The sequence below is a fragment of the Halopseudomonas sp. genome, from assembly GCF_041579695.1.
GTDB lineage: Bacteria > Pseudomonadota > Gammaproteobacteria > Pseudomonadales > Pseudomonadaceae > Halopseudomonas.
Window position 1 is genome coordinate 1 of sequence record NZ_JBFGFI010000142.1, and the last position, 4472, is coordinate 4472.

General features: G+C 56.7%; 3 protein-coding genes. 1 reads left to right on the forward strand and 2 read right to left on the reverse strand.

The window, feature by feature from the left end:
• Together ABYA88_RS15465 and ABYA88_RS15470 are read right to left on the reverse strand one after the other, a co-directional pair.
• The coding region (locus tag ABYA88_RS15465; RefSeq protein ID WP_373188280.1) for a wax ester/triacylglycerol synthase domain-containing protein at positions 1–1193 on the reverse strand (1193 nt) is incomplete at its 3' end.
• A 439-nt stretch (positions 1194–1632) separates the two neighbouring features.
• Positions 1633–2718, reverse strand: coding sequence for a calcium/sodium antiporter (locus ABYA88_RS15470; protein ID WP_373188281.1), 1086 nt, complete (start codon positions 2716–2718; stop codon positions 1633–1635).
• A gap of 222 nt (positions 2719–2940) precedes the next feature.
• On the opposite strand from ABYA88_RS15470, the gene ABYA88_RS15475 reads away from it, so the two are divergent.
• Positions 2941–4044: a DUF2855 family protein gene (locus tag ABYA88_RS15475; RefSeq protein WP_373188282.1), complete on the forward strand. Its 1104-nt coding sequence runs from the start codon at positions 2941–2943 to the stop codon at positions 4042–4044.
• Positions 4045–4472: the final 428 nt, after the last annotated feature.

Genomic DNA, 4472 nt, shown 5'->3' on the forward strand with positions numbered 1-4472 from the left:
CCCGGCACATTGGTGATGACGGTATTGATCAGGGGCAGCGCGCTGGTCAAATGGGTCTTGTTCTGCACCCACGCACCCAGTGCGCGGAATACCGGTGGCACCATGTCACCGGCTGCATTGCTCAGATCGCACAACACCTCCTTCGCAATAGGAATTCCCCTTGCAGTCCGTGCCTGAACTACTTGCAACCGCTCCACCGGATCCGCCAGGTTGGTACCAATGGCGATATACATGGCCGATATCAGGTTGCCCCCCTCGGTCGAGGAATCTTCCGGGCGTATCGAGACCGGACACATCGAAACCAGAGACTCCCGCTCGGGCAATTGATTGTGCTTGGCCAGATAACGTCGCATGCCGCCGGCGATAATCGCCAACAGCACATCATTCAGGCTGGCGCCCTTGTGCAGTTGACGCATGCGCTTGAGCTCGGGAATCCGCCAGCTATAAGCACCATAGGACCGATGCGGTGTAACCGACGTGTTGAAGATGGTCTTGGGCACACGACGCTGGTCGGGCAAACCGTCCTTGCGCATGCGGTTGGCCAGTTCGAGACTCTTGCGCGAGAAATTGACGCCGGCCTTCATACTGCGAAAGGTCTGGCCAACCATCCGTGGCGCAGTACGCGCCCACATTTCCAGACGAGTCGGAGCACGTTCGGCAACCTCCACACGATCACGGCGTCCATACTCATGGGCAGCCGTCTCTTCCATCAGCGCGGTGCTCAGCTCGAGACTGGACTTGCCGTCAACATAGGCGTGATGGAAGCGGATGAGTACCGCGAAACTGTTTGGCGGTAGACCTTCGACGTTGTTCACACCCTCAATGATGTACACCTCCCACGGCGCGCGCTCCATGTCTACGCTACGGGACATGGTCCGAGCAGTGAAAATACACAGCTGACGCCAGTCCCCTGGCTGGGGAAGACCGACGTGACGAACGTGATACTCAAGGTCGAAATTCTCGTCTTGCAGCCAGTAGGGATCATCCAATCGAAAAGGCGCCTGCTCAAGGCGGCGGCGAAAATAAGACGTCGTGTTCAGGCGGTCGGAAATGTACTGCAGAATGTCCTTGTGGCGGACAATTCCGTCCGGAGCAGTGCTCTGGTCACAGAGCCAGAGGCTGCCGATCATCATCGGCTGATTGGGTGCCTCGAAGTTAAAGAAATGCGAATCCATGGGTGTAAGTTGCTTCATTACAATGTTCCTCGCGCGCCAAGGTGGGTGTAAAAGCATCATGTTCAAATTGCATGATTGACTCTTTCAACCGGCGGTGTATTGACTCCAATCAAAGATACACGCCAATAAATGCAGGCATATGACAGACGGTCGCCCCTGAAAAAACATCCGGCCATGAGACAAAAACTACCAATGCAATTATATGACCAAACGGTCATTTTTTCGAAAGAAGATATCGACATACGCATGGGCGAGGACTGCTTTCAGGAAAGAAACGGCTCTGGAACGGCACTTGACAGCGGCAAACTTTTTTTCAGGGAAAAGAAGTGCTGGCGCGCAGAACTGCCTGCCAGGCGGGCAAATTCATGCACCGCAACGGTGCATATACGGATTGGAAGTCTGCTTCATACAGAGGCATGGTGAAGCGTGCGGACTTTTTGCCCGCACGCTTTAACACTCAGCGGCTGTGCATACCTTCACGCGGCGTGCCACGGAACAGGATGACAAGAAGGGTGATAGCCGTCAGCGGCATGACGTAATACAGCATCGCGCTGGACAAACCGGGTAAGCCTCCTGCCCCGCCATCGGTGGTCACCACATGGACGTTGTAGACAACGTAGTAGGCCATGAACAGCAAACCTTCCCAGCGGTTGATGCGCAGACCGCTGATGAAGATCGGCAGACAGGCAAGCGCGACGGCGAACATCACCAGCATATCGAATCGCAGTACCGCTTCGGAGACCGCGATCCCGGCAGGTGCCAGCATCGACGAAACACCCAGTACCGCAAGCAGGTTGAAGATATTACTGCCCACCACGTTGCCCACGGCAATATCACGCTGGCCACGAATACTCGCGATAACCGACGTGGCGACCTCGGGCAGCGACGTTCCGGCCGCAACGATCGTCAGTGCCACGACACGCTCGGAGACGCCCAGGCTGGTGGCCATGGCCACCGCGCCACCGACCAGCCAACGCGCTCCCAGCACCAGCATCACCAGACCGCCCAGCACCAGCAGGATATTCATCAGCGCCGAACCACTGTGGGCAGCATCGGGCACACCCAGCTCACTGGCATCATCCGGCCGGTTGGCGCGCCGGCTGCTAATAATCAGAAACAGCGTGTAGGCCACGATCAGGGTGAACAGCACGATGCCATCGAAACGACCGAGGGAGCCGTCCAATGCCAGCAGTATCACCAGCAGGCTGGCACCGATCATGATGGGCACATCGAGCCTGATGAGTTGGCGCGACACCACCAGGGGCGCAATCAGCGCAGACAGACCGAGAATGAACAGCACGTTGAAGATATTACTGCCCAGCACGTTACCCAGCGCAATGTCGCCCTGCCCGCTCAAAGACGCGCCGGTAGAGACCGCCAGCTCCGGTGCGCTGGTACCGAAAGCGACAACCGTCAGACCTATGACCAGCGGCGAAATCCGAAAACCCGCCGCCAACCGCGAGGCGCCCTTGACCAGCACTTCTGCACCGGCAACCAGCAGAACCAGGCCAATTATAAAAAGCACTATTACCATCAAAGTCATGATTGCAGCCCCTCCTGCAGGACAATTGCCAGCGAGTGCGGGCGCAATAATCTATCACGCCGACAGACACACGCCAGGCGCGGTACAAAATATTACGCAGACGTATATTGCTCATCTCGCCCGCCGTTATTGCCGCCTATTGACCTGATGATTCCAGGCAGACGCTGCAACAGTGGTCAGGCAAGCTATGCTGATGTACAGCCTAGCACGGAGCCTTATTTCATGACCGCCAGCAACCATACATTCGTAGTCGACCAGAAGCATCTCGAACAGTGCACCACACTGGATCTGCCGCCGGTGAGCGCTGACCAGCTTGCCGACGGAGAGGCACTGCTGACCATCGATCACTTTGCCTTCACCGCAAATAACATTACCTACGCCGCCCTTGGCGAGCGGTTCAAATACTGGGATTTCTTTCCGGCCGAAGCGCCCTGGGGACAAATACCTGTGTGGGGATTCGCCGACGTGACCGCATCGCGTCAGCCGGATATCAAACCCGGAACACGAATCTATGGCTACCTGCCCATGGCCAACCAACTGGTAGTCAAACCAGGCAAGGTCAGCAACAGCAGCTTTGTGGATACATCGGAGCACCGCCAGCATCTCGCGCTTGCCTACAACCAGTACCTCTTTACACAGGCTGACCCCGCCTACCGGCCGGAGCACGAAGCATTGCAGATGCTATTGCGCCCACTGTTGATCACCTCATTCCTGCTTGATGATTTTCTGGCTTCGAAGGACTTTTTTGGCGCTGACCAGATCATTCTGACCAGTGCCTCGAGCAAGACCGCACTGGGCCTGGCGTTCATGCTTGCGCATCAGCGCAAGTCGCGCGGCAAGCCGATGAAGATCACCGCGCTGACATCCGCTGGCAACGTCGCCTTTGTAGAAGGCCTGGGATATTACGATCAGGTGGTCAGCTATGAGGCCATCGACCAGCTCGATCCCGGCCAGAACACCGTTTCGGTGGACTTTGCCGGCAATGGTGAGGTGCTTGGCGCTCTGCATAGGCATTTTGGCGAGCGCATGTGTTTCAGCTCACTGGTCGGCGCAGCCCACTGGGACCAGCGCGGCGCAGGCAAGAACCTCCCGGGTGCCAAACCGGAGGTGTTCTTCGCACCCGGTTACTGGGAAACCCGCGGCAAGGAGCTCGGCAATGCTGCACTCATGCAGCGCTTCGCAGAGCTATGGTCACCACTGGTAAAATCGGTCGAGAGCTGGATGAAAATCACCACGCTGGAAGGGCCGGAGGCCATGCGTCAGGCTTATCTGGACACCCTGCAAGGCAAGATAGAACCTGACCAGGGCCTGATCCTCAAACCCTGAACATTTAGAATCAAGCCCGCTAAGGCGGGCTTGGTGGACCGGTGTCAGAGCATCACGCCGAGCAGCAAAAAAAACCCATAACCTCTCCAAATTTATCCTCTTTCAAACCTGAGAGTCAGCCAGCAACTGCGCCACTTCTTGCGCATTCCGTAAGCTCTATTACGGGCATTCCCGCGCGGCATCCGCAAAAACCAAAACCCTGTTTAGTTTTGCCGACCACCTCACATTTTTGATTCGTCCAATCTGTAATAATGCGCCCGCACCACAGACTAAGCACAAGGAACATTGGATGTTCGCCCCTGCCAACACGGCCGCATTTACGCTCGATATCCCAGGCATCGCCCACGACTTCAAGGTGCTGTCCTTTACTGGCATTGAAGCCATCAGCCAGCCCTACTGCTTCCAACTGGAACTGGTCAGCGAACGCC